This window comes from Streptomyces sp. NPDC051214, from assembly GCF_040682375.1.
Lineage (GTDB): Bacteria > Actinomycetota > Actinomycetes > Streptomycetales > Streptomycetaceae > Streptomyces.
The window spans coordinates 142,004-165,567 of record NZ_JBFBAT010000010.1 but is presented as its reverse complement, the minus strand read 5'-3'; the positions used below and the strand labels follow the sequence as shown (position 1 = coordinate 165,567).

At 70.8% G+C, this 23,564-nt stretch carries 20 protein-coding genes and 1 riboswitch; of the genes, 10 read left to right on the top strand and 10 right to left on the bottom strand.

The window, feature by feature from the left end; translation table 11 throughout:
- The first annotated feature begins 44 nt into the window (after window positions 1-44).
- Complete coding sequence (locus AB0M70_RS26515; protein ID WP_365823460.1) at window positions 45-821, top strand: hypothetical protein; 777 nt, start codon at window positions 45-47, stop codon at window positions 819-821.
- Between the two features lie 754 nt (window positions 822-1,575).
- Here the strand turns inward: AB0M70_RS26515 and AB0M70_RS26510 are convergent.
- Entirely contained in the window at window positions 1,576-1,914 is a 339-nt protein-coding gene (locus AB0M70_RS26510) for a chorismate mutase (protein ID WP_365823458.1), read from the bottom strand.
- Window positions 1,915-2,347: 433 nt separating this feature from the next.
- On the opposite strand from AB0M70_RS26510, the gene guaA reads away from it, so the two are divergent.
- Window positions 2,348-3,934, top strand: coding sequence for a glutamine-hydrolyzing GMP synthase (gene guaA / locus AB0M70_RS26505; RefSeq protein WP_365823456.1), 1,587 nt, complete (start codon window positions 2,348-2,350; stop codon window positions 3,932-3,934).
- 98 nt (window positions 3,935-4,032) lie between these two features.
- Here the strand turns inward: guaA and AB0M70_RS26500 are convergent, their stop codons facing one another.
- The gene (locus tag AB0M70_RS26500) at window positions 4,033-4,512 is read right to left on the bottom strand and encodes a pyridoxamine 5'-phosphate oxidase family protein (protein WP_365823455.1); all 480 of its coding nucleotides are present in this window, start codon (window positions 4,510-4,512) and stop codon (window positions 4,033-4,035) included.
- A 163-nt stretch (window positions 4,513-4,675) separates the two neighbouring features.
- Here AB0M70_RS26500 and AB0M70_RS26495 point away from each other — a divergent pair, with 163 nt between their 5' ends.
- The 3 genes from AB0M70_RS26495 to AB0M70_RS26485 all read left to right on the top strand — a co-directional run bounded on the left by AB0M70_RS26495 (window position 4,676) and on the right by AB0M70_RS26485 (window position 7,531).
- Window positions 4,676-5,461, top strand: coding sequence for a class II aldolase/adducin family protein (locus tag AB0M70_RS26495; RefSeq protein WP_365823454.1), 786 nt, complete (start codon window positions 4,676-4,678; stop codon window positions 5,459-5,461).
- A 148-nt stretch (window positions 5,462-5,609) separates the two neighbouring features.
- Window positions 5,610-6,875, top strand: coding sequence for a hypothetical protein (locus tag AB0M70_RS26490; RefSeq protein WP_365823794.1), 1,266 nt, complete (start codon window positions 5,610-5,612; stop codon window positions 6,873-6,875).
- A gap of 131 nt (window positions 6,876-7,006) precedes the next feature.
- On the top strand, window positions 7,007-7,531 hold the full coding sequence (locus AB0M70_RS26485; protein WP_365823452.1) for a DoxX family protein: 525 nt from the start codon (window positions 7,007-7,009) through the stop codon (window positions 7,529-7,531).
- 20 nt (window positions 7,532-7,551) lie between these two features.
- On the opposite strand, the gene AB0M70_RS26480 is transcribed toward AB0M70_RS26485, so the two are convergent.
- Together AB0M70_RS26480 and AB0M70_RS26475 are read right to left on the bottom strand one after the other, a co-directional pair.
- Window positions 7,552-7,791, bottom strand: a complete 240-nt coding sequence (locus tag AB0M70_RS26480; protein WP_365823450.1) for a hypothetical protein — start codon at window positions 7,789-7,791, stop codon at window positions 7,552-7,554.
- Window positions 7,778-9,115, bottom strand: a complete 1,338-nt coding sequence (locus AB0M70_RS26475) for a PspC domain-containing protein (RefSeq protein WP_365823448.1) — start codon at window positions 9,113-9,115, stop codon at window positions 7,778-7,780. The genes AB0M70_RS26480 and AB0M70_RS26475 overlap by 14 nt, the downstream gene beginning before the upstream one ends.
- A 184-nt stretch (window positions 9,116-9,299) precedes the next feature.
- On the opposite strand from AB0M70_RS26475, the gene AB0M70_RS26470 reads away from it, so the two are divergent.
- Together AB0M70_RS26470 and AB0M70_RS26465 are read left to right on the top strand one after the other, a co-directional pair.
- Entirely contained in the window at window positions 9,300-10,589 is a 1,290-nt protein-coding gene (locus AB0M70_RS26470) for a PspC domain-containing protein (RefSeq protein ID WP_365823446.1), read from the top strand.
- The gene (locus AB0M70_RS26465) at window positions 10,586-11,377 is read left to right on the top strand and encodes a response regulator transcription factor (RefSeq protein WP_365823444.1); all 792 of its coding nucleotides are present in this window, start codon (window positions 10,586-10,588) and stop codon (window positions 11,375-11,377) included. Before AB0M70_RS26470 ends, AB0M70_RS26465 begins: the two co-directional genes overlap by 4 nt.
- 37 nt (window positions 11,378-11,414) lie before the next feature.
- Here the strand turns inward: AB0M70_RS26465 and AB0M70_RS26460 are convergent, their stop codons facing one another.
- The gene (locus tag AB0M70_RS26460; RefSeq protein WP_365823442.1) at window positions 11,415-12,053 is read right to left on the bottom strand and encodes a hypothetical protein; all 639 of its coding nucleotides are present in this window, start codon (window positions 12,051-12,053) and stop codon (window positions 11,415-11,417) included.
- Window positions 12,054-12,116: 63 nt separating this feature from the next.
- Complete coding sequence (locus AB0M70_RS26455) at window positions 12,117-13,160, bottom strand: NlpC/P60 family protein (protein WP_365823440.1); 1,044 nt, start codon at window positions 13,158-13,160, stop codon at window positions 12,117-12,119.
- A 321-nt stretch (window positions 13,161-13,481) separates the two neighbouring features.
- Here AB0M70_RS26455 and AB0M70_RS26450 point away from each other — a divergent pair, with 321 nt between their 5' ends.
- Complete coding sequence (locus tag AB0M70_RS26450; RefSeq protein ID WP_365823438.1) at window positions 13,482-13,835, top strand: hypothetical protein; 354 nt, start codon at window positions 13,482-13,484, stop codon at window positions 13,833-13,835.
- Between the two features lie 93 nt (window positions 13,836-13,928).
- On the opposite strand, the gene AB0M70_RS26445 is transcribed toward AB0M70_RS26450, so the two are convergent.
- Window positions 13,929-15,125, bottom strand: coding sequence for an NlpC/P60 family protein (locus tag AB0M70_RS26445; protein WP_365823436.1), 1,197 nt, complete (start codon window positions 15,123-15,125; stop codon window positions 13,929-13,931).
- A 7-nt stretch (window positions 15,126-15,132) separates the two neighbouring features.
- Window positions 15,133-15,290: riboswitch (cyclic di-AMP (ydaO/yuaA leader) on the bottom strand.
- A gap of 254 nt (window positions 15,291-15,544) precedes the next feature.
- Here AB0M70_RS26445 and pcrA point away from each other — a divergent pair.
- Window positions 15,545-18,073 carry a DNA helicase PcrA gene (gene pcrA, locus AB0M70_RS26440; RefSeq protein ID WP_365823434.1) on the top strand — a complete coding sequence of 843 codons (2,529 nt, stop codon included), beginning with the start codon at window positions 15,545-15,547 and terminating at the stop codon, window positions 18,071-18,073.
- Between the two features lie 29 nt (window positions 18,074-18,102).
- Here pcrA and AB0M70_RS26435 read toward each other — a convergent pair whose 3' ends face one another.
- The gene (locus tag AB0M70_RS26435) at window positions 18,103-19,737 is read right to left on the bottom strand and encodes a M23 family metallopeptidase (RefSeq protein ID WP_365823432.1); all 1,635 of its coding nucleotides are present in this window, start codon (window positions 19,735-19,737) and stop codon (window positions 18,103-18,105) included.
- 207 nt (window positions 19,738-19,944) lie between these two features.
- A complete protein-coding gene (locus AB0M70_RS26430) occupies window positions 19,945-20,799 on the bottom strand; it encodes an alpha/beta fold hydrolase (protein WP_365823430.1) in 855 nt (284 codons plus the stop codon).
- A gap of 404 nt (window positions 20,800-21,203) precedes the next feature.
- Between AB0M70_RS26430 and AB0M70_RS26425 the strand changes: the two genes are divergently transcribed.
- Complete coding sequence (locus AB0M70_RS26425) at window positions 21,204-21,620, top strand: cobalamin B12-binding domain-containing protein (protein ID WP_160506729.1); 417 nt, start codon at window positions 21,204-21,206, stop codon at window positions 21,618-21,620.
- 80 nt (window positions 21,621-21,700) lie between these two features.
- On the opposite strand, the gene AB0M70_RS26420 is transcribed toward AB0M70_RS26425, so the two are convergent.
- On the bottom strand, window positions 21,701-23,419 hold the full coding sequence (locus AB0M70_RS26420; protein WP_365823428.1) for a DUF5691 domain-containing protein: 1,719 nt from the start codon (window positions 23,417-23,419) through the stop codon (window positions 21,701-21,703).
- Window positions 23,420-23,564 lie beyond the last annotated feature (145 nt).

The window sequence follows — 23,564 nt, the reverse complement described above, 5'->3', positions numbered from 1 at the left end:
CGGGTGACACCGCACGATGCGTACGAAAGTGGGGGAGCGGGGACGTGAAGTCAGCTGTGTCGCGTGGCGTGGTGGCTGTTTCGACCGTGGCGGTACTCGGCCTGACGGCGGCGTGCAGTGGCGGCGGCAGCGGTGGCGATGGGGATGGAGCGGGCAAGGGCGAGAAGCCAGGGAGGGCGGACTCGGCCTCCACCCCGGCCTCCACCCCGGCTTCGGCCTCGGCGAAGCTGGAGAAGGCGGCCCTCGCCTCGGGCGACCTGAAGAAGTACAAGGTCGAGCCCGGTCCGGGAGAGGCCAAGGACAAGGCCCGGCCGTCGGCCCGGCGCGTGAACCCGGCCGAGTGCCGCCCGCTCGCCGAGATGCTCACGGCTGCCGCTCCGGCGACGTCGAAGGCGCACGTCAGCCGCACACTGACCAGCACCGACGTCGCGGACACCACGACGACCGAGGTCGTGCTCCTCGCGTACGGCCAGGCCGACTCCGAGAAGACCATGGACACCCTGCGCGTGGCGACGAAGGCGAAGAAGTGCGCCACGTTCGGGGACGGCGGCCGTCGGTACTTCGGTGTCAGGCCGCAGCCTGGGCCGGTCGACGGCGATGAGGCCGTCTCGTACAAGCTCGCGAGCCGGACCGGTGAGTTCCTGCACAGGGACCGCGTCACGGTCGTACGCAGCGGCTCGACGCTCATCGCCTTCCGCGCCTCGAACATCTTCGACCCGACGTCGGCCCGCTCCGACGAGGACGGCGACCCGAAGGTGGCCGACGCGATCGTCGAGGCACAGCTCGCGAAACTGGCCGGGGCGAAGCAGAAGCAGAAGTAGAAGGAGAAGTGGAAGCAGAAGTGGGCGCAGAAGTACCAGGACAGGCGAGTCGGGGGCGCCGACCGCAAAGCTAAGGGCCCCGCGGGACGGAACCGCGGGGCCCTTGGCCGTCAGCACCGACGTCAGGGCAGCGTCGGTGCCCGGAGCGGCGCCGGGGGAGTGCGCCGCAAGGTTGATTCGCGCCGGTGGCCTACCCGGCGCACGAGGGGCGCACGAGTGGTCTCGACCAATGGCAATGGAGTTGTGCAGTACCGCGCGAACGGCCTGCCTGCTACGCATCGTGGTGGATGCGCCGTGACCCGCGCAACCGGTTCGACGTGATCCGGACGAACTGGGACACCTGGGTCTACACAGGGGGACGTAGGAGCCTGAAAGCTGAGGGACCTGGGGGCTGGGGGACCCGGGGGGACGGCTTGGAGACATGGAGACACGGCTTCACGGCTGAGGGATGCTTTCGGGACTGAGGCCGGTCGGCTTCGGGCGTCCCCGAAGCCGACCGTTCCCTGGGTGACCGGGCTGCTGTCCCCTGCCGTCCGGTCACGTCTCTGGAGCGAGGTCCCACGGCGCACACGAGATGTGCGCCTCATCGCTCCAGCGGAGCCACGCGTGGTTTTTCCGTGCCCGCCCCTGGCTGGCACGGACATCGGGACCAACGAAATCCCTCCGGGCCTGGTCACGCGCCGTACGGGTGAGAGCGGACCCGAACTCAGATCCGGTGGGGTTCCGGGGGCCTCCGGCTTGCGTCGTGGGGTGCTCAGACCCGGCCCCTGCACAGCTCGAGGAGCGTCATCGCGAGCGACGTGCCGGGCTTGCCGAGCGCGTCCCTGTAGTGGCCGAGGACCTCCATCTCGCGGGAGAGGTTCACGCGGCGGCCGCCCGAACCGATCCGGGCCTCCTGGATGACGGCCGAGACGGCCATCCGTTCCTGTACGAGACCGATGATGCGGTCGTCGAGTGCGTCGATGCGGTCGCGTGCGCCCTCGATCACGTCGGCGGCCTCGGGGGTGCGGGCGCCGGTCTTGTCGGTCGTGGCGATGGTCATCTGGGGCTCCTGATCGGATGTGGATCTCGGTGGAGTGCCCCGGAGCGACAAGGTCCGGAAATGACAGAACGCCCCGGGCCTTGTCGGCCCGGGGCGCCTGGGAAGTCGCTTGTCAGTGGATCAAGCAGCTCGACCATGGCAGCCGGCGGGCCGGTTGCCATAGGTAAAGAGGAAGCTGAGGTGCTTGGTCACGGGGCCAGTATGCCCCCACGCGCGCGTGCCCGGTCAACACGGGCTCCGGCGCGGCTCGGATACTGAGACGCCCGCCCCCTCCGGGCCCCAGCGCGCCGGCCGGCATCCCGCCCGGCGCTCGTCCGGTACCTCGTCCCGCACCTCGTCCGGCACCCCGCGGTGGGGCGGGCTCTGTCGGATGTGACCAAGGGGGTGTCCGCGGGCCCGTTAGAATCGACAAAACAGACCCCCTGCTCACGCACGAGCCCCAGCTCACGCTCAAGCTCACGCTCAACGCCGGAAGGCCGCCGCCGTGCCATCAGCGTCCCCCGCTGCCGCCGCCCCCGACACCGTTCTGGTCGTCGACTTCGGAGCGCAGTACGCCCAGCTCATCGCCCGCCGCGTCCGCGAGGCCCGGGTGTTCAGCGAGATCGTGCCGAGCACCATGCCGGTCGCCGAGATGCTCGCCAAGAACCCCGCCGCGATCATCCTCTCCGGCGGCCCCTCGTCGGTGTACGCGGACGAGGCACCGCGTCTGGACCGCGCGATCTTCGAGGCCGGAGTCCCCGTCTTCGGCATGTGCTACGGCTTCCAGCTGATGGCGATCACCCTCGGCGGCACCGTCGACAACTCGGGCGCGCGGGAGTACGGCCGCACGCCCCTGGCCGTCTCCAAGCCCGGCTCGACGCTCTTCGAGGGCACCCCGTCCGAGCAGCCCGTGTGGATGTCGCACGGCGACGCGTGCAGCGCGGCGCCCGAGGGCTTCACCGTCACCGCGTCCACGGACGTCGTGCCGGTCGCGGCCTTCGAGAACGACGAGAAGAAGCTGTACGGCGTGCAGTACCACCCCGAGGTGATGCACTCCACGCACGGCCAGCAGGTCCTGGAGCACTTCCTCTACCGGGGAGCCGGCCTGAAGCCCGACTGGACCACCGGCAACATCGTCGAGGAGCAGCTCGCCGCGATCCGCGAGCAGGTCGGCAACAAGCGCGCGATCTGCGGCCTCTCCGGAGGCGTCGACTCCGCCGTGGCCGCCGCCCTCGTGCAGAAAGCCATCGGTTCGCAGCTGACCTGCGTGTACGTCGACCACGGTCTGATGCGCAAGGGCGAGACCGAGCAGGTCGAGAAGGACTTCGTCGCGGCCACGGGCGTACAGCTCAAGGTCGTCGACGCGCAGGAGCGCTTCCTGAGCGCGCTGGCCGGGGTCTCCGACCCCGAGCAGAAGCGGAAGATCATCGGCCGCGAGTTCATCCGCGTCTTCGAGCAGGCCCAGGCGGAGATCATCGCCGAGGCGCCGAACGACCAGCCCGTCGAGTTCCTTGTCCAGGGCACGCTCTACCCCGACGTCGTCGAGTCCGGCGGCGGCACCGGCACCGCGAACATCAAGTCCCACCACAACGTGGGCGGCCTCCCCGAGGACCTCGAGTTCCAGCTGATCGAGCCGCTGCGCCAGCTCTTCAAGGACGAGGTGCGGATGGTCGGGCAGGAGCTCGGTCTGCCGGACGAGATCGTCCAGCGCCAGCCCTTCCCGGGCCCCGGCCTCGGCATCCGCATCGTCGGCGACGTCACCAAGGAGCGTCTCGACCTGCTTCGCGAGGCCGACGCGATCGCCCGCGAGGAGCTGACGGCGGCCGGGCTCGACCGGCAGATCTGGCAGTGCCCCGTGGTGCTGCTCGCGGACGTGCGCAGCGTGGGCGTGCAGGGCGACGGCCGGACCTACGGCCACCCGATCGTGCTGCGTCCCGTCTCCTCCGAGGACGCCATGACCGCCGACTGGTCGCGTCTCCCCTACGACGTCCTCGCGAAGATCTCGACGCGCATCACGAACGAGGTCGCCGACGTCAACCGCGTCGTCCTCGACGTGACGAGCAAGCCGCCGGGCACCATCGAGTGGGAGTAGTCCTCCCCGGGTTCCTTCCCGCGGTCCTTCCCGCGGAAGTCGCCCCGCAGCGCTGAGACGGCGCCGTCCACCGAGGTGGGCGGCGCCGTTCGCGTGTGTCAGGTCCGCCTGGTCGTCCGCGCGGGACCGCCCGGCTTCCACAGCTGCACCGCCAGATACTTCTCGTCCTCGATGTACGTCCGGACCACCTCCGTGAGCTCCGTACGGAAGAGATGGAACGCGTCCGGGTCCGGCGGGTTCACCTCGCCCGCGTACCGCGCGACGACCTCGGGGTCCTTGACCTCGATCGCCCGCCCAGAGATCCGGATGTCGCCGCCCGCCATCTCCGTGCCCGGTCCCGGGTTCGCCTGGAGCGAGAAGCGCGGATCGCGGCGCAGGTCCAGCGCCTTCATCGAGCCCGGCATCATGCCGAGCCACAACTCCCCGTGCAGGAAACGGACTTCGAGCCCGGTGGTGCGCGGCGACCCGTCCTTGCGGAGCGTGGCGAGGACGTGGTGCGTGAACAGGCCGAACCGCTCCTCGGCGGTCCGCGCGAAGGTGGGTTCTGCTGCGCTGAAGGCTGCCCAGTTCGTCGTCATACGGCGAGTGTCCCGCCGATACCCGACACCTTCTGTCCGGCATGACGCACCGATTTCCGCCCGGCCGCGCGTCCCGATTGCGCACTCTCTTCACAGGGAGCCCCTGTCTTCCTGCGCTGACCGGCGGTAACTTCCGCTCCGTACAGCCAGGGATGGAGGACACATGCAGGCGCCCACACCGATACCCGTCGAGCGGTTGCAGTTCGCGATGCCGCCGGTGCACGACTCGCCGGCGGACGAACGGCGCCACCGCAAGGAACGGCTCGCCGGAGCGCTGCGGATCTTCGGGCGGCTCGGGTACGAGGACGGGGTGTCCGGGCACATCACGGCGCGGGACCCGGAGCACGAGGACTGTTTCTGGGTGAACCCCTTCGGGATGCCCTTCAAGCACATCACTGTGGGCGATCTGGTCCTCGCCAACGCGGAGGGGCAGGTCGTCGAGGGGCGTCACCACGTCAACCAGGCCGCCTTCACCGTGCACGCGCAGGCGCACCGGGCGCGGCCGGACGTCGTCGCCGTCGCGCACTGCCACTCGCTGCACGGCCGGGCCCTGTCCACGCTCGGCGAGCTCCTCGACCCGATCACCCAGGAGTCCTGCGCCTTCTACGAGAGCCATGCGCTGTACGACGGCTACACGGGCGTCGTCGTGGACTCGGACGAGGGCCGGCGGATCGCCTCCGCGCTCGGCGACCACAAGGCCGTCATCCTGCGCAACCACGGGCTGCTCACTGTCGGCGACTCCGTCGACGCCGCTGCCTGGTGGTTCCTCACGATGGAACGCTCCTGCCAGGTCCAGCTGAGCGCGCGCGCCGCGGGCCGCCCGATCCTCATCGGCCACAAGCAGGCGGTGGCGACCCGCGAGCAACTCGGCAGCGATCTCGTGGCGTGGATCAACTACCAGTCGCTGTGGCAGGACATCAGCCGCAGCGAACCCGATCTCCTGGCCTGAGCCCGCCGTCAACACGCGTCCGGGTGAATCACCCTCGCTGACCTGACCCAGGGAAGCTGATCGTCTCCTAGTACGGCACAATCCCCTTTCATCGCAAGGAAGTTCACGTTTCGGGGTTCGAACCAGGGTGGGGAAGGCGGCGTACGCGGTGGCGGTGCAGGAGGCGCGCGACGGCGCACACGGGGGCGGCTGCACATGTGGCGACTGCCCGCACGGCGCGCGTGAGGGGCATCGGCGTGCCGTGGCCGCGTTCCTCGCCAAGCGCGACGAGCTGGCGGCGGGACAGGGGCTGCCCGCGGCGGTCGCCCACTCGGCGGGCGCTTCCCGGCAGTGGGTGTCGGACGAGCTGACCCAGTCCGCGCACGCCGTCGCCGAACGCGGCAGGGCCGAGGGGCAGGCCTGGCTCGCCCATCTCTGGCGCCGCACGGCCGCCGTGGTCTGGGCGGGCGTGGGCGTCCTGCTCCTGGTCCAGGCGCTCACCGCGATCGGCACCGGGTGGACCCTGGCCCGGACCGCAGGGGTACTCGCGGCCGCGGTCGTCGCCGCTCTGCTGACCGGCGCCGGATACGCGCACCGAGCGCGCGGCGGCATCCTCGCCCCGCTGATCGGTGAGGACAACCGTCTCTCCACCTCCCGTGCCGTGGCGGCCTGTTGGGTCCTCCTCCTTGTCTTCGCCGTCCTCGTCCTCGTCGGTGAACTCGCCGGGGCGTCGGGCCACCGGGAGCGGGACGAGCTGATCGCCGGGCTCGACCTCGCCCGCGCCGCCGGTGCCGTGACCGTCCTGGCGGTGGTCTGCGGGGTCGCCGTGCTCGTACGCCGCGTGGTCGGTCTGCGCGTTCTTGGCCAGCGGCTGCAGAAGGTGCCCGCCGACCGGCCCCGGGCCGCCGATCTGCTCACCGACGACGCGGGCCGCGGCAGCTTCGCCGACGCCCAGTACGTCCTGGTCAGCACCGTCGCGATGATCTTCGCCGCCGTACGCCTCGCGCGCCGTCCCGAGCAGCTGCCCGACCTGCCGTGGGGCCTCGCCCTCCTGGTCCTGGTGTCGGCGGCGACATACCTGGCGGGCAAGTACGCCGAGGGCGGCCGGCCCGTGATCCTCTCCGTGGTGCGCGCCAGGGAGGCCGGCGATCTCGACGCCCCCATCCGCACGGGCGACGACATCGAGATCCGCGGCGCCGGTTTCGTGCCCCCGGGCGGGCAGACCGCCGATCGTCTCGCCCGGATGGTCGTCCGCATCGGGACCGTGCACGTCCACGTGCCGCTCGTCCCCGTGCCGGGCGGGTTCACCAACCCGACCGACGCTTCCCTGACCGTCCCCGTCCCGGTGGACGTGGAGCCCGGACGCGTCGACGTCCAGGTGATCACGGCCGCGGGCGTGGAGACGAACCGCTGCACGATCGACGTCACGGACTGAGTCACACGGCCCGGCCACGGGCCGGACATCGCGAATTCGGTGCAAGCCACTGAGCAGCGCCCCCTCTTCGTACGTATCGTCAGATGACGGGTCAATGGGCGAGGCGGGTCACGGGAGAGGCGGCGAGAGCGATGGCACACGGCATGCGTACCGACAGCCACACCAGCTACGTCAGAAGCAGCGGCTGGCGGGACAGCGCCTCCCGATACGCCCTGCTGCCGCTCCGGATCTTCCTCGGCGTCACGTTCATCTACGCGGGCCTGGACAAGATCACCGACAGCGCCTTCATGTCCGCCGCCGGGGATGGCTCCATCGGCCAGCAGATGGAGAGCGTCCGCGACATCTCCGCCATCCCCGAACTCGTCGACCTCGCCCTCAAGAGCCCGGTCGGCTTCGGCTACGCCATCGCCCTCGGTGAACTCGCCGTCGGCATCGGCACCCTCATCGGCCTGTTCGCCCGGATCGCCGCGCTCGGCGGAGCGCTGATCTCGCTCAGCCTCTGGCTGACCATGAGCTGGTCCACCGAGCCCTACTACTACGGCAACGACCTGATCTACCTGATGGCCTGGCTGCCGCTGATCCTCGCGGGGGCGTCCGTCTTCTCGGTCGACTCGATGATCGCCGACCGGCGAAGGCACGCCTCGGGCCTCGCCTGACCACCCACCGGACGGGACGGCTAGGCGTCCGTGGAGCCGTCGGCCCCCCGGTCCGCCGTACGGGCCGTGGGCCGGCCGCGTATGCCGTACGACACCGCTGCCGCCGCGCCTCCGAGGAGCAGACCCGCCAGCAGGAGCGGGAAGGCCAGGAACCACGGCGTGTCCCATATGCCGCCCGCGTCGCCGGCGTAGGCGATCGCCGCTATCAGCAGGAACAGGCCAAGGACCAGCTTGCCGGGATGGAACTCATGGCGTAGCACGGGTCACCTCCACCTGTCCGATGCCCACTTCGACGTGCAGCTCGAGCGTGCCGCCGCCCTTGCTTCCCGCGACCGGGTTGAGCGTCACCGACTTCTCCTTGCCCGGAGCGATGTCCACGTCCTGCTTGCGGTCGTCCGGCAACTGGATGTCGCCGACGCCCACTTCGATGTCCAGTTTCACCGTGCTGTCCTTCGGCAGGATCACCTTCAGCTGACCCGCCCCCACCTCGGCGCCGGTGGTCAGGGTCCGGCCCTTGCCGGGGCCGGCCCGGGTCAGGTCGAGCGTGCCGATGCCTGTCCCCAGCTCATACTGCGGCTGGACCTGCCCGGCCGCGGTCGGTATCCACTCGGTCTCCGCCCAGGTGGTGCTGATGTCCTTGGGCAGGGCGGCCGAGCCCGCGAGCAGCCCCGCCGTGATCACCGCGAGGATGATCGAGCCCACTCCGGTGCGCCCGAGGAAGGCGCTGACGGCGATGCCCGCGCCGAACACCCCGAGCGCGAGCGCGAGGCCGGTCTGCAAACTGGTGCCGAGCGGCTGCTCCTGCCAGGTGAGGCCGGTGCCGAGGCCTCCGGCCAGCAGCGCTCCCAGGAAGACGAGGCCGCCGATCCAGCGGGGGCCTCGCGGCTTGGGCTGGGGAGGGGGCTCGGGGGCGCGCTGCCGCGGCTGCCCGTGCGGCGGATCGGGCTGGTACTCGACGGTCAGCCCCGGGGGCCCCCAGAAATAGCCCGAGATCCCGTCGTGCGTGCCGTCCTTGATGATCGGGTCCCGCCACCACGAGGGAGCGCCTGCCACCGGCGGTGCCTTCGCCTCGGGCGGCGCGTCCGCCACGGCCTGAGCCGCCACCGGATCGGGATCGGTCGTGCTGCGCTGCTGCGACCAGTACCCCGCGCCCGCCAGGAGCAGGGCGAGGACGGCCGCGAAGGTGAGCGCCCCGCCGTTGTTCAGCAGGGAGAGGAAGACGCCGCAGCCGACGAGCGCGAAAAGCACGGCCGTCAGCGCCTGACCGTCCACCCGGCCGGAGAGGAGCCTGCGCGCCTCGTTCTCCTCCTCGTCGTCGAAGGGGACGAACAGCCACGCGAAGCCGTAGAAGACAAGGCCGAGACCGCTGGTGAGAGAGAGGAGCGCGAGCCCGATCCGGAAGATCACCGGATCCATGTCGCAGTGCCGGCCGAGCCCCGCGCACACGCCGCCCAGCTTCTTGTGCCGGCGGTCGCGGCGGAAGGCCAGGACGTCCATCGGCCCGCCCGGCTCCTGCGCCGTGGCGAAACGAGGATCGCGCGATGCGGCCTGCGGGCCCGACCCGGCGGGCTGCTCGTCTGTCATGTGTCCATGGTGACGGGCCGGAGGCCGCCGCGGCAGTCGGGACAACCCTGGCCGAACCCTGAGATCGTCCCTGACACACCCCTGCCCTGACCTCCGCGGCCTGCCCGTCCGGGTCGGAGATCAGGGACGTCTCGGGGGTCGACCCTGATGCCCGCGCCCGCGTACGCGTGTGAATATCGGAGACATGCCGGAAGCCGCAGCAGTATCCATCGAAGACGAGCGGCCGCTGCGAAAGCTCTATCGCAGCGGTGACGGCCGTTGGCTCGGCGGTGTCGCGCGCGGCCTCGCCGGTCATCTCGGCCTGCCCGTCGTCTGGGTGCGGCTGATCTTCGTCGGCCTGTTCATGGCGGACGGGCTCGGCGGCCTGCTGTACGCGGCGTTCTGGTTCTTCGTGCCGCTGGGCGTCGGCGGGGTCGACGCGATGCGCCCGCCCTCGGCCGTCACATCCGAGACGGCACCCGACGGGCGCCGCAGACTCGTGGCTCGCAAGCCGGACAGGGGCCAGCTCGTCGCGCTGCTCGCGATGGTCATCGTCGCCATGGTCTTCGTCGGGAACGTGGACCTGGGCAACTCGACCAAGGCCTATCTCTGGCCGACCCTGCTCGTCGCCGCCGGTGTCGCCCTGGTCTGGCGGCAGGCCGACAACGCCCGCCGGGCCCGCTGGATGGCCGTCGGCCGGCGCAGGCGCACCCTGACCATCGCCCGCGCGGGGGCCGGAGTGCTGCTGGTCGGCGCCGGTGTCTCCGGCATCGTCGTGCTGCAGGGCTCCACCTCGCACCTCAGCTCCGTGCTGCAGGCCGCGCTCGCCGTCCTTGTCGGCGTCGCCCTGCTCGCCGGCCCCTATCTCGTGCGCATGATGCAGGACCTCTCCGAGGAGCGGCTGATGCGCATCCGCGCTCAGGAGCGGGCGGAGGTGGCCGCCCATGTGCACGACTCGGTCCTGCACACCCTGACCCTGATCCAGCGCAACGCCGAGAATGCCTCGGAGGTGCGCCGCCTGGCCCGTGCCCAGGAGCGTGACCTGCGGCAATGGCTCTACAAACCCGAGGGCACAGGCAAGGACGAGGCGGACGAGCCCGACACCCTCGCCGAAGCGGTCCGCCGCGACGCCGCGGAGGTGGAGGACAAGCACGGCGTCCCCATCGAGGTCGTCATAGTCGGCGACTGCCCGCTGGACGACCGCCTCACGGCGCAGACCCAGGCCGCGCGGGAAGCAATGGTGAACGCCGCCAAGTACGGTGGCGAGGGCGGTGCGGTGCAGGTCTTCGCCGAAGTCGAGGGGGAGACGGTGTTCGTGTCCGTCCGGGACCGTGGCCCCGGGTTCGACCTTGATTCCGTTCCGGACGACCGCATGGGCGTACGAGAATCGATCATCGGCCGTATGCAGCGCAACGGCGGCACGGCGCGGCTGCGCGCGGTGCCGGGGGGCGGCACGGAAGTCGAGCTGGAGATGGAGAGGACGGCGACGACATGAGCGACGCGAGCGAGCCCGTGGGGCCCAGGGGCGGATCAGAGGGCGCGGCCGAGTCGGCTCAGCCCGCCGATGCGACGGCCGACGCGGCCGAAGCGACCGGTGCCGCCGCGGGCGGTGCCCCGGAGGGCCGCCGGGCGCGCGTCGTCCTCGTCGACGACCACCGGATGTTCCGCACGGGCGTCCAGGCGGAGATCGGCAGGACCGCGATCACCGGCGTCGAGGTGGTCGGAGAGGCCGCGGACGTCGACCAGGCGGTCACGGTGATCACGACCGCGCGCCCCGAGGTCGTGCTCCTGGACGTGCACCTTCCGGGCGGCGGCGGCGTCGAAGTGCTGCGCCGCTGCGCGCCGTTGATGTCCGACGCCGAGAGCCCCGTGCGGTTCCTCGCGCTCTCCGTCTCGGACGCCGCGGAGGATGTCATCGGAGTCATCCGCGGCGGCGCCCGCGGTTATGTCACCAAGACGATCACCGGCACCGACCTGGTCGACTCCATCTTCCGGGTGCAGGACGGCGACGCGGTGTTCTCGCCGCGCCTTGCCGGGTTCGTCCTCGACGCCTTCGCGTCGACCGACGCGCCCCCGGTCGACGAGGACCTGGACCGCCTGACGCAGCGCGAGCGGGAGGTGCTGCGGCTCATCGCGCGGGGGTACGCGTACAAGGAGATCGCCAAGCAGCTGTTCATCTCCGTCAAGACGGTCGAATCACATGTGTCGGCGGTGCTGAGGAAGCTCCAGCTGTCCAACCGTCACGAGCTGACCAGATGGGCGACGGCACGGCGGCTGGTCTGACCCTCGGACGGGCCCCAGGCTTCGGCCCGCCCCCGGCTCAGCGGTGCGCGCCGCTCGCCACCGGGGCGGGGCCCAACTTCCGTAGCGCCCAGCGGTAGTGGCCCACGGCTTTGGTGATGCCGATGAGGCCCGTCAGCCACGCGATGAGGCCCGCCCCCATGCCGAGCGCGACGTCGCTGTACGAGTCCCTGCCGGGCTCGGCGTAGGCGGCGGCCGCGAAGGACGCCCACAGGCCGAGCGCGCACACGGCGAGGGACGAGAGGAGCCAGCAGAGGCTGAGGGCGGGAGAGCGCAGAGCGGAGTCCGACGCCGGATCGCTGTCCAGAGCCAGCCAGCTGTCGGTGAGTTCACGGAGCTTGCGGTCGTTGCGGACGCCGATGACGACGCCCACGACCGAGGGAGCGATGGCCCCGAGGCCCAGGACCGCGCAGATCGGACCCATCACGAAGGCCATCGGATCGTGGTCCTCGATCATCTCGAGCGGCACCGCCAAGAGCGCCCAGCCGATGACGCAGCCGAGCGCCAACAGCCAGAGCAGCAGCAGGCGGTGCACGCCCAGGCTTCGTCGGCGCAGGTCCTCCAGGGCCATGCCGCGGTCGTACAGCAGTGCGTTCCGGTCTGGCCAGGTGCGCAGATGGGCGGGTGGCGGAGGCGGCGGCAGCGTACGGCGGGTCATGGCCCTGACAGTACCGGCGGACCCGCGCGGCCTCGGGGGAGGCTCTGCAGCCCCCTATGCCCCTCACGCCACGCGCGTCGCCCCCGCGAACGGCATCTGGCTGATCGGTGCGAGGCGGACCGGCGCGCTCGGATTCGGGGCGTGGATCATCTGGCCGTTGCCCACATAGAGGCCCACGTGGCTGATGCCCTGGTAGAAGAAGACCAGGTCGCCCGGCTGGAGTTGGGAGCGCGGGACACGCTCGCCCGCGGCGATCTGCGCGTACGTCGTGCGCGGCAGGCCGACGCCCGCCGACCGGTAGGCGGCCTGCGTGAGCCCCGAGCAGTCGAAGGCGTCGGGGCCGGTGGCTCCCCACACATAGGGGCTGCCGAGGGCCTTGTAGGCGTACGAGACGGCCGCCGAGGCGCGGGCGTTGGGTGCCTTGCCCGGGGCTCCCCCGAGGCCGTCACGGCCCGCGTCACGCGACGCCCTGTCCTCGCCCGCGAGCTCCGCGCGCTGGTCGGCGGTGAGCTGGGACAGGAGCCGCTTGGCCGCGCCGAGCTTTCCGTTGACCGTCTTCTTGTGCTTTTTCAGCTCCGCCTGGCGGGACTTGAGGTGCGCGAGGGTGCCGTCGGCCTCGGTGCGCAGCTGGTCGATCTCGCGAAGCTGCTTCCGCACGCCGGTGACGGCCGCCGCCTGGCGGTTGTCCGCGCGGTCGGCGATGGCGGCGCGCTCGAGGTACTGGTCGGGGTCGGAGGAGAGCGCGAGCTGGACGGCGGGGTCGATGCCACCGCTGCGGTACTGCGCGGCGGCGATCGAACCGAGCCCTTCGCGCGCCGAGTTGAGCTTCTCCGTCTTGCGGGCGGCCTCGTCACGCAGCTCGCGCAAAGACTTCTCGGCGCCCTCGGCCTTCTCCTTGGCGCCGTTGTACTTCTCGGTGGCGATCTCGGCCTCGCGGTAGAGGGCGTCGACCTTGGACTTCACCTCGGCCGGGCTGAGCCGTGGGTCCGCGTGTCCCGTGCCGTCGAAGGCGGTGGCCGTGGCGGCTCCCGCGAGGGCGATGGTGGCGGCGGTACGGGCCGTATGGCCACTGAGCGAGCGCTGTTTCGGCTTGCGGTGCGCTGCCACGAAGGGGGGGCTCCTTAAGGTTCCGGCGACGGCCCGCACAGGGGGAGCGGGCCGCCGCCGGATTCTCGGCGGGGGTGGCCGACTGCCGCCCCGGGTCCGGGCGGCGGTGGGGAGCCAGTCACCTGACGAAGGACGCTAAACCTGACTGTCACGGGTTGGTGACGGATTGTGCGCAACTGACGGAAGTGTGGCCTTCGGTGACCTCAAGTGACCGCGCGATCTGCCGGACCGGGCCCCTTCGGAGACACGCGTGATCGATGCGGCCCTAGGGGCCCACCTGGCTACGGAGCGGTGATATGGCCCCGGTTAGGCTCCGGAACCATGGACGTTCTCACCCATCTCTTCGTCGGCCTGCACATCATCGGCATCGCCTCCCTCCTGGGCGGCTTCCTCACCCAGATGAAGCAGATGGGTCAGGGCACGGCCCGCTTCAGCCCCGCGATGCTGCACGGCGCGCTCACGATGCTCGTCACGGGCGTGATCCTGGTGGGCCTCAACCAGGCGGACGACAACCCCGTCAACAACGTCAAGATCGGCATCAAGATGGCCGTCCTGATCGTGATCCTCGCGCTGGTCTACGTGAAACGGGACGACGAGAAGGTGGACAAGGGGATGTTCGGCGCCGTCGGCCTGCTGACCGTCGCGAACATCTTCATCGCGGTGCTGTGGACCTGAGTCCGCGCATCCGACCGACCCACCACGCGCGCGTGGCCCGCATCCCCCCGGGAATGCGGGCCACGCGCGCGTAGTGGGTTCCTGGGCGAGTGCTCAGGCGGGCCGCACCACACTGTGGATCGGCATGTAGTAGATCGACTCGACGCGGACGTTCGCACCCGGCTTCGGGGCGTGGATCATCTTGCCGTCGCCGATGTAGATCCCGACGTGGCTGATGTCGTCGTAGAAGAACACCAGGTCACCGGGCTTGGCGTCGGCCGTTTTCACGGTCGTGCCGACCTTCACCTGGTCCCACGTCGTACGCGGCAGGGAGATCCCCGCGGCCTTCCACGCGTCCTGGGTGAGCCCGGAGCAGTCGTAGGAGTCGGGACCGGTCGCGCCCCACACATACGGCTTGCCGATCTGGGCCTCGGCGAAGTTGATCACCTTCGCGGCCTTCGTCGCGTAGCCACTGTCCGTGCCGCCGGAGCCGGAGCCGGCACCCGTGCCGGTGTCGGAACCCGAGCCGGCGCCCGTGCCCGTTCCCGCGTCCGGGGTTTCCTTCTCGCGCTCCTTGGCCGCGGCCTCTTCCGCCGCCTTGCGCTTGGCCTCCTGCTTGCGCGCCAGCTCGGCGGCCTTGCGCTTGGCCTCTTCTTCCTTCTTCTTCTCGATCGCCGCGAGCCGTGCCTTCTCCTCGGCCGTCAGCTCCGAGAGCAGCGTGCGCGCCTCGCCCAGCTTCTTCTGGACGGTCTGCTTGCTCGTCCGCAGGTCGTCCCGTGAGTCGCTGAGTGTCTCCAGGCTCTTGGCGGCCTTCGTGCGCTGCTTCGTGGCCGAGGCCTGCTGCGTCTGGTAGTCGTCGACCGCCTTCTTCTGGCGTGCGGTCAGCCGGTCCGACAGGTGGTTCTGGTCGAAGTACCCCTGCGGGTCGTCGGCGAGCATCATCGTGGCGGTCTCGGAGACGCCGCCGGTGCGGTACTGGGCCGCGGCGAACGTGCCCAGCTGCCGGCGGGCCTCGTTCAGCTTGTCGGCGCGCTCGGCCACGTCGTCGAGAAGGGTGTCGACCTTCTTGCGCTGCTTGTCGGTGCGCTCCTTGACCGAGTTGTACTTCTGGGTGGCCACGCCCGCCTGCTGGTAGAGGTCGTCGACCTTCTTCTGTACTTCTTCGAGGCTGGGCTTCTGGGGCGCTGACGGTGCCGCCTGCGCGCTCTGTGACAGGAGGGCCACGGAGGTGAGGGCTGCCGTCGTGATGCCGAGGGCCGGAGCGGTGCGTAGGCCGGTGATGCGGGCCCGCGGCTTGCGGTGCGACGCCAAGGGAGGCGACTCCTTCCGTAGACCGCCTACCGGGTTAGCTGTCGGGTTCGGGCGGGTGGTTCCGGAAGGTTGCCCTACGGTCCCGTACTGCGTACGGGACCGATTCACCCCAAGTTCATCGTGGGTCCCCGGCTCCGAGGAGATCGAACTCGGCGGAGGCCACCCGTTCCCGGCGGGGTTCGCCGGTGGGAGTACGAGCAGCCCGCGGAGCACGGTAGCCAACTCGTGTGGTCCGTGTGAAGGTTGATGTTCGATATGCCCGATACGTTTTCGTTACTTTGCGAAGCCCTTGACGCGGACACGCGGCGCCGTCGCGGAACGTGACGATTCGCGGGCAGGCCGTGTGCCGGCCGTATGCGGGGGGACCTGGCCGGAACCCGGGGCGGGTTGTCAGTGGGGCCGCCTAGACTCGGGAGGCGATGAGCAGCCTCTTTGATGACAGCTTCCTGGCGGACCTCCAGCCCTCGCGGGCTTCCGAGGAGGAGCCCCCGCCGCCGCCCGAGGACAGTGCCCCGGAATCCGTTCCGGACGATCTGTTCGACGGGAAGTTCGACGCGCCCACGCCCCGGGACGCGCACTACCGCGGCGGCGCCCCGCGCCCCGTGATCGACCCGGCGGCCCTGCTCGACGGGCTGAACGAGAACCAGCGCGCGGCCGTCGTGCACGCGGACTCCCCGCTGCTCATCGTCGCGGGCGCGGGCTCCGGCAAGACCCGGGTCCTGACGCACCGCATCGCGTATCTCCTGGCCGAGCGGCACGTGCACCCGGGGCAGATCCTGGCGATCACGTTCACGAACAAGGCCGCGGGCGAGATGAAGGAGCGCGTCGAGCAGCTCGTCGGGCCGCGGGCGAACGCGATGTGGGTGTCGACGTTCCACAGCGCGTGCGTGCGCATCCTGCGCCGTGAGTCGAAGAAGCTCGGCTTCACCTCCTCCTTCTCGATCTACGACGCCGCCGACTCCAAGCGGCTGATGGCGCTGGTCTGCCGCGACCTGGACATCGACCCGAAGAAGTTCCCGCCGAAGTCCTTCAGCGCCAAGATCTCGAATTTGAAGAACGAGCTGATCGACGAGGAGACCTTCGCTGGTCAGGCCGCCGACGGCTTCGAGAAGACGCTCGCCCAGGCGTACGCGATGTACCAGTCGCGGCTGCGCGAGGCGAACGCCCTCGACTTCGACGACCTGATCATGACGACGGTCCACATGTTCCGTGCGTTCCCGGACGTCGCCGAGCACTACCGCCGCCGCTTCCGCCACGTGATGGTCGACGAATACCAGGACACCAACCACGCGCAGTACGCCCTGGTGCGCGAGCTGGTGGGCCCCTCCGGAGGCGAGGACGACGACCCCGCCGAGCTGTGTGTCGTGGGTGACGCGGACCAGTCGATCTACGCCTTCCGCGGCGCGACGATCCGCAACATCCTCCAGTTCGAGGAGGACTACCCGGACGCGACCACGATCCTCCTGGAGCAGAACTACCGCTCCACGCAGACGATCCTGACCGCCGCCAACGCCGTCATCGAGCGCAACGAAAGCCGCCGCCCCAAGAACCTGTGGACCAACGCGGGCGCGGGCGCGGGCATCATCGGCTACGTCGCGGACACCGAGCACGACGAGGCGCAGTTCGTCGCCGACGAGATCGACCGGCTCACCGACGCGGGCGACGCGAAGGCGGGCGACGTCGCGATCTTCTACCGGACGAACGCGCAGTCGCGTGTCTTCGAAGAGATCTTCATCCGCGTCGGCCTGCCCTACAAGGTCGTCGGCGGCGTGCGCTTCTACGAGCGCAAGGAGGTCCGGGACGTCCTCGCGTATCTGCGGGTGCTCGCCAACCCGGAGGACTCCGTCCCGCTGCGGCGCATTCTGAACGTGCCCAAGAGGGGCATCGGCGACCGCGCGGAGGCGATGATCGACGCGCTCTCGCAGCGCGAGAAGATCTCCTTCCCGCAGGCCCTGAAGCGCGTCGACGAGGCGTACGGGATGGCGGCCCGCTCGGCCAACGCCGTCAAGCGTTTCAACGTGCTGATGGAGGAGCTGCGGACCATCGTCGAGTCCGGCGCGGGACCCGCCGTCGTCCTGGAGGCCGTCCTCGAGCGCACCGGGTACCTCGCCGAGCTGCAGGCCTCGACCGACCCGCAGGACGAGACACGTATCGAGAACCTCCAGGAACTCGCCGCCGTGGCCCTGGAGTTCGAGCAGGACAGCGGCACGGCCGCCGCTGAAGGCGAAAGCGAAGGGGAAGGCGAAGGGGAAGGCGAGACCGAGGGGGAGGAGGCCGCGGGCACCGGTGTGTCCGGCACGCTCTCGGAGTTCCTGGAGAGGGTCGCGCTCGTCGCCGACTCGGACCAGATCCCGGACGAGGAGGACGACGGCTCCGGAGTCATCACGCTGATGACGCTGCACACCGCCAAGGGCCTGGAGTTCCCCGTCGTCTTCCTGACCGGCATGGAGGACGGCGTCTTCCCGCACATGCGCTCCCTCGGCCAGGTCAAGGAGCTGGAGGAGGAGCGCCGCCTCGCGTACGTGGGCATCACGCGCGCGCGTGAGCGGCTCTATCTGACGCGGTCCTCGATGCGCAGCGCCTGGGGACAGCCTTCGTACAACCCGCCCTCACGCTTCCTGGAGGAGATCCCGGAGGCGCACCTGGACTGGAAGCGCAAGGGTTCCGTCGGCGCGCCGGCGACGTCCGGCCCCGCGGCCGGGATCGCCTCCTCCTTGTCGTCGTCGCGCTCGCGGACCGGCGGCGCCCAGGGCTTCGCCACGCGCCGCGCGTCGGAGAAGCCGGTGGTCGCGCTCGCGGTCGGGGACCGGGTCACGCACGACCAGTTCGGCCTCGGGACCGTGGTCGGCGTGAAGGGGACGGGCGCGAACGCCGAGGCGACGGTGGACTTCGGAGAGCCGAAGCCGAAGCGGCTCCTCCTGCGGTACGCACCGGTGGAGAAGCTCTAGCGCCCCCAGGGCCGCGGGGGCGGCCGGAGTTACGTCGGGTCGAGGTTGTGGCTGCGCAGCCACGGCAGCGGGTCGATGGCCGAGCCGCCCGCGGGACGCACCTCGAAGTGCAGGTGCGGGCCCGTGGAGTTGCCGGAGTTCCCGGAGAAGGCGATGGGGTCGCCCGCCTTCACGGGGCCGCTGGAGATCTTGTGCGTGGAGAGGTGGCAGTACCACGTCTCCGTGCCGTCCTTGGCGGTCACGATCGCCATGTTGCCGTAGGCGCTGTTCCACTTCGTGGAGACCGTGCCGTCGGTGGCGGCGAGCACCTCGGTGCCGTACGACACCGGGAAGTCGATCCCGGAGTGCGCGGACATCCAGTTGACGCCGGCCTGCCCGTAGTACGCGCTCAGACCGTGCTGCTTCACCGGCAGCGAGAACTTCGGGCGCAGGCGCTCCTTGCGCGCGGCTTCCTCGGCGGCCTTCTTCTGGGCGGCGACCTTCTCCGCCTTGAGGTCGATACGTTCCTGCGTGCGGCTCGCGCGGTCGGCGAAGTCACCGGCGTCCGCCGAGAGGTTCGCCAGCTGCGTGTCGAGCTTGTTGTTGGCGGCGGACGGCTGCACCGACGCGGGGTCCGGGGCCGTTGCCGCCTGCGTCTCCTTGCCGTCGTCGCCGCCGAAGTTGCCCACGGAGGCCGCGGCGATACCCGCGACGCCCATCACGCAGGCGGAGGGCACGGCGACGGTGAAGAGCGCGGAGCGCTTGGCGGGGGAGCGGCGGCGGGCCCGGGAACGGGAGCCGTGCGCACGGTCCATGAGCGGCGGCTCGTCGTCACCCGCGGAAACCCTGCGGGTCGGCTCGACCGGGCCGAGTGAATCGGCGGGAGCCTCGTCGGGTGTGAACTCGTGCTCGGCGGGAACCTGTTGGTCGTAGGTGTCGGCGGAGAGAAAGCCGGAGTCGTACGACGCGGTGGCGTAGGACCCGGTGTCGTAAGGCGAATGCTCGTACGGTTCGGGGGCCTCGTACGTGTCGGGCGCTCCGGGCGTGTCCTGGGGCTCGTACGTGCCGTGCGCCTCAAGTGTCTCGGGCGTGCCGTGCGCCTCGTGCGTCGCGGTGGCCCCGTACGTCATGTCCTGGCCGGCGGAGTTCCACGCGGTCGCGTCGTAGGCGCCGGTGTCGAAGGCCTGGGTCTCCCACTGGCCGGTCTGCTGCGGCTGGTCCCAGGTGCCCGTGTCCCACTGGCCCGTGGCCTCGGGACCCGGTTGCTGCGCCGGGATGTCGGCGGAGAGGTGCTGGTGGCCGCCGGTCGACCACATGGCGCCGGTGTCGTAACCACCGGTGTCGTAGCCGCCGTTCTCGTACCCACCGGTGTCGTACGCGGCTTGGTGCTGCGCGGCGTACGGGTCGTGGTTCAGCGTCTGTTGGGTTCCCGTGGTGGACCACTGGCCGGTGTCGTACGAACTGCCGGGCATGTCGCCGAAGAGCGGGTCGGACGCAAAGCTTCCGGTGTCGTGACCGGCCGCCGCATAGCTGCCCGTGGTGTCGAAGCTTCCGGTGGAGTAGCTGTCGTACCCGGTGTAGGCGCCGTGCTGGGTGCTCTGCGGGTCATACGCCGCGTAGGGCGCATGGTCGGCGGGTGCCGAGGCCGGGGGTGTCGAGCTCCCCGACGGGTGACGGTCGTTCACCAACTTCTCTTTCGCCTCGGCAGCAGGGGGCAGAGCAGTGCGGCGACTGTACCCGGCGGTATGCGGGCACGACAATCTTCGGCAGGTTTCGTGCTCTCAGGAAACGGGCATTCGGCCGCCTTTCGGCGGTCGGCGGGCACAGCTTTGGCCTTGCGTTCGAGCTCCGTTCGACAATTTTCCCTCGCCGCGGGGTGCGCGAGCTGCTCCTCAGGCCACGGTGAGTCCGTTCTCGGCGCCCTTCGCGGGGGTCCCCGGAGCAGCCAGGTCGAGGGCCTGACGGATTCCGGAGGCGACCGCGGGGTGCACGGGCAGGGCGAGATGACCGATACCGGAGACACGTACGTTCTGGGCGATCAGGTCGGGGTGGTTGACGCAGGCCGTCTCGAGCGGGGCCATCAGCTGGTCCAAGTCGCTCCAGAAGCTCACGAAACGGGTCCGGCAGCCCGGTGCGGGCTCCCGCAGCTCCTCGATCACGTCCGATCCGGGGCGCATCTGGCGCACGATCGGGTGCGCGTCGGCGAACGGCACGACGCGCGTTCCCTCGTGCGGGGTACCGAGGGTGACCAGTGTGCGAACGCGCTCGTCGCCGCCCAGACGCTGCGCGTAATAGCGAGCTATGAGGCCGCCGAGGCTGTGCCCGACGATGTCCACCTGGTGGTGGCCCGTGCGCTCGCAGATCTCCTCTATGTGGCGGCCGAGCAGCTCGGCGGCGGTGCGGATGTCGCAGGTGAGAGGGGAGTAGTTGAGGGACTCCACGTGCTGACCGCCGTGCTGGGCCAGGGAGCGGCGCAGGAGGACGAAGACCGAGCGGTTGTCGATGAAGCCGTGCAGGAGGACGACCGGCGGGCGGCTCTCCGCGGGGAGCCGGGGGGCGTCGGGAGGCGGCAGCTCGGCGGCGATCCTGCGTTCCTGTGCGATGCCCGACGGGTAGAGGAGGAGATGCCCGGCGAGGATCGCCACCTCCAGTGCGGTCGCCTTCAGCAGGGCGATGGAGAGCCCCGCCAGTCTGGCGGGCAGCAGAGAACAGGGCGGGCGAAAGGGCAGGACCCTCGTGATGGTCATGGTCGACCTCCCGGTCGGCACGCCGGGGGACGGCTCTGACCCCCGTGTGCCCATAGTGGGGAGGCGTGGCAGAGGTCGTACGGCGGTACGTGGTCAGCGCCGACGGCGCACCCTGTACCGGCGCGATCGCCGATCCGCCGCATCACCACGGCGCGCAGCGGACGGCGCGGTGGCACGGCGACCTCGTTGCGGCTCCCCTTGCGCCGTCCCATGGGCGGTCCCAAAGCCGCTGGACACGGGAGTGGCGCGCAGCGAACGTGTCCCTTCGTGTGATTTCCCCCTCGCTCTCCACCGTGAAACTGCCGGGTGCGAGATGCTGGGGATAACGTTCGTTCACTTCCCCGGCCCGTGCGGCACGGGGTGCCAGTGCTTGGACAGATGGATATCGGTACATGGAGGCAGTGATGGGTGTGGCAGCCGGACCGATCCGCGTGGTGGTGGCCAAACCGGGTCTCGACGGTCATGATCGCGGAGCCAAGGTGATCGCGAGGGCACTGCGTGACGCGGGTATGGAGGTCATCTACACCGGCCTGCATCAGACGCCCGAGCAGGTCGTGGACACCGCGATCCAGGAGGACGCCGACGCGATCGGCCTGTCCATCCTCTCCGGCGCCCACAACACGCTCTTCGCGCGCGTGATCGAACTCCTCAAGGAGCGCGACGCCGAGGACATCAAGGTGTTCGGCGGCGGCATCATCCCCGAGGCGGACATCGCGCCGCTCAAGGAGAAGGGCGTCGCGGAGATCTTCACTCCCGGGGCCACCACGGCTTCGATCGTGGACTGGGTACGGGCGAACGTCCGTCAGCCGGCAGGCGCCTGACGGCCACCGTGCCGGAGTGGGGACGCCCGGCCGCCTGGGCCTCGTGATCGGTCCGTCGCCCGGCCTCTTGATGGGGGTGCCTAAGATGACGGCACCCCCGGATCTTCCGGCGCCGAGCCCGGCTTCACCGGCTCCGCGCCCGGCCTGACCGGCTCCGCACCCGGCCCGACCGGCTCCGCGCCCAGCTCCGCCCGCATCGCCGCGCGTAGACGCAACGTACTGACAAGCCGCTGGAAAGCCTCCGACCAGTAGCCGCCCGCGCCGGGTGACGCGTCCTCCGGCTCGTCCGGTACCGCCGTCAGTACGTCGAGCCGGACCGCCTCCGCCGGGTCGAGGCAGCGCTCCGCCAGACCCATCACCCCGCTGAAGCTCCACGGGTAACTCCCCGCGTCCCGCGCGATGTTCAGCGCGTCCACCACCGCCCGGCCCAGGGGCTCCGACCAGGGCAGCGCGCAGACGCCGAGCAGCTGGAACGCCTCCGAGAGGCCGTGCGTCGCGATGAACCCGGCGACCCACTCGGCCCGCTCCCCGGCCGGCAACGCGGCGAGGAGCTTCGCGCGCTCGGCGAGCGAGACCGCGCCGGGCCCCGCCGCGTCGGGGGACGAGGGGGCCCCGAGCAGCGCACGGGACCACATCGCGTCGCGCTGCCGCACGGCCGCGCGGCACCACGCGGCGTGCAGCTCGCTCTGCCAGTCGTCGGCCACGGGAAGCGCCACGATCTCGGCGGGGGAACGGCCGCCGAGCCGTTCCTGCCAGATGCCGAGCGGGGCCGCCTCCACCAACTGACCGAGCCACCACGACCGTTCGCCCCGGCCCGCCGGTGGCTGCGGGATGACGCCGTCGCGCTCCATGCCCGCGTCGCACTCGTGCGGCGACTCGACGGTGAGCGTCGGCTCGTTCTTCGTACCCTGCGCATGGTCTATGGCCACGCAGGACGCCGCCCGGTCCGCCATCCGTGCGGCGAGAGCCGACGAGGGAAGCGCGGAGAGGAGCTCGGCCGCGGTGGCGCGGACGTTGCGGCTGCGGTCGGTGAGGGCCTGTTCCAGGAACGGCTCGTCCGCGTCGTTCAGATGGGTGCGCAGGGAGTCGAGAAACATCAGGCGGTCCTCCGCACGCTCCGTGCTCCAGGTGGAGGCGAGCAGGTCTCGCGCGGCGGCCGGGTCGTGCGCTCGCACGGCGCCGAGCAGGGCGACCCGTTCGGCGAACAGACCCTCCTCCCAGAGCTGTTGCACCTGTGCTGTCTCCTCCGGGGCGGGCAGCGCCACACCGCCGCCCGGAGTCGAACGGAGCGCGAACTTCCAGTCCGGGTTGAGCCGGGCGAGCCACAGCGCCCGCGGCCCCGCGAAGGCGAGGGCCTGGGGGCGAAGGTCGGTGCGCCCGCGGGCCGCGTTCAGGAGGGCGGGAAGCAGCTCGGGGGGCGCCGCGAAGCCACGGTTGTTGGCCAACGCCAGCCACTGGGGCAGCAGTTCCATCAGGTCGGGCACCGCGCCCCGGCGCCCGCCGCCGCCCGCCCCGGGGTGATCGGTGAGCAGAGTGGCGAGCCTGCGCCGTGCCGCCGGCGGCACCAGGGGCCTCGGGTCGTCCGCGGCGGGCTCGGAAGGTGTGGCCGCGGGCGCGGGGGAAAGCCCGGCTCTGCGCCGCACGGTCTGCACCGCGGCCGCGTCAAGGAGGGCGGTCGGTGCGTCCTTGTCCTGGGCGCGTACGGGGGGTGTGCGGCGGTCGGTGCCGAGGAGCGCGGCGGTGACCAGGTCCTCCCAGGGGGTGGCGGTCGCTTCGGTGAGTGCGGTGGTGCCGGTCATGTGGACTCCTCACCCGGACGGGACTCTCGGGTCTTTGTGTTCCTTCGGGATCGCTGAGGGCTTGCAGGTCTCTCAGGGCTTGCAGGTCTCTCAGGGCTTCCAGGTCTCTCAGGTTTTCCAGATCTCTCAGGTCTTCCAGCGGTCT

Excerpts from the sequence above, each read along its gene's own strand:
- AB0M70_RS26495 (WP_365823454.1), top strand. The coding sequence starts at position 4,676 with ATGCAGGCGCCCACACCGATACCCGTCGAGCGGTTGCAGTTCGCGATG.
- AB0M70_RS26430 (WP_365823430.1), bottom strand. The coding sequence starts at position 20,799 with ATGACCATCACGAGGGTCCTGCCCTTTCGCCCGCCCTGTTCTCTGCTG.
- AB0M70_RS26460 (WP_365823442.1), bottom strand. The coding sequence starts at position 12,053 with ATGACCCGCCGTACGCTGCCGCCGCCTCCGCCACCCGCCCATCTGCGC.
- AB0M70_RS26470 (WP_365823446.1), top strand. The coding sequence starts at position 9,300 with ATGCCGGAAGCCGCAGCAGTATCCATCGAAGACGAGCGGCCGCTGCGA.
- AB0M70_RS26485 (WP_365823452.1), top strand. The coding sequence starts at position 7,007 with ATGGCACACGGCATGCGTACCGACAGCCACACCAGCTACGTCAGAAGC.
- AB0M70_RS26450 (WP_365823438.1), top strand. The coding sequence starts at position 13,482 with ATGGACGTTCTCACCCATCTCTTCGTCGGCCTGCACATCATCGGCATC.
- AB0M70_RS26425 (WP_160506729.1), top strand. The coding sequence starts at position 21,204 with ATGGGTGTGGCAGCCGGACCGATCCGCGTGGTGGTGGCCAAACCGGGT.
- AB0M70_RS26465 (WP_365823444.1), top strand. The coding sequence starts at position 10,586 with ATGAGCGACGCGAGCGAGCCCGTGGGGCCCAGGGGCGGATCAGAGGGC.
- AB0M70_RS26475 (WP_365823448.1), bottom strand. The coding sequence starts at position 9,115 with ATGACAGACGAGCAGCCCGCCGGGTCGGGCCCGCAGGCCGCATCGCGC.
- AB0M70_RS26420 (WP_365823428.1), bottom strand. The coding sequence starts at position 23,419 with ATGACCGGCACCACCGCACTCACCGAAGCGACCGCCACCCCCTGGGAG.
- pcrA (WP_365823434.1), top strand. The coding sequence starts at position 15,545 with ATGAGCAGCCTCTTTGATGACAGCTTCCTGGCGGACCTCCAGCCCTCG.
- AB0M70_RS26500 (WP_365823455.1), bottom strand. The coding sequence starts at position 4,512 with ATGACGACGAACTGGGCAGCCTTCAGCGCAGCAGAACCCACCTTCGCG.